1 protein-coding gene is annotated in these 422 nt (G+C 29.9%); it reads right to left on the bottom strand.

All coding sequences use genetic code 11. The features are described 5' to 3' along the window. Positions 1-199 (bottom strand): hypothetical protein (locus E3E36_RS13060; RefSeq protein WP_206203706.1); only part of this gene is annotated, 199 nt, incomplete at its 3' end. Between the last annotated feature and the right edge of the window lie 223 nt (positions 200-422).

Below are 422 nucleotides of genomic sequence, written 5' to 3'. Positions count from 1 at the left end.
TACTGTTATGAATACCTAATGGCGTTTGTGTTTCAACATCTTTCCATGTTAATTGTTTACTTATTTCATAAGCCGCAATTTCGCCTATACGTTCTAAATTTCTTCTGAACCGAAGCCTGTCACCCTGAATAGTTATATCTCTTAATTCAGCTATCCAATTGGTTAAAAGGCTATGTTCTTTACTTAAGTTTACAATCATAACAGTAGTAAGGTTTATTTAACACAAACGCTGTAAAGTAACATTAATTTCTTTTATTTTTCACAGTACATTTGAACGTAACAATTCTAAACCAAGTTTATTTATGAAAAAAACCATTCTCTTTTTTTTAATAACAACTGTACTTCTTTCCTGCAACAGTAAAGAGAAAAAGTTTGATTAGCATACTTATCAGGAACAAAAAATTTCTTTAGCACAGCATGAA

Origin of the sequence: Thermococcus sp. M36, from assembly GCF_012027355.1 — an archaeon.
In the GTDB taxonomy this organism is placed as follows: domain Archaea; phylum Methanobacteriota_B; class Thermococci; order Thermococcales; family Thermococcaceae; genus Thermococcus.
This window is presented reverse-complemented; position numbering and strand designations above follow the sequence as displayed.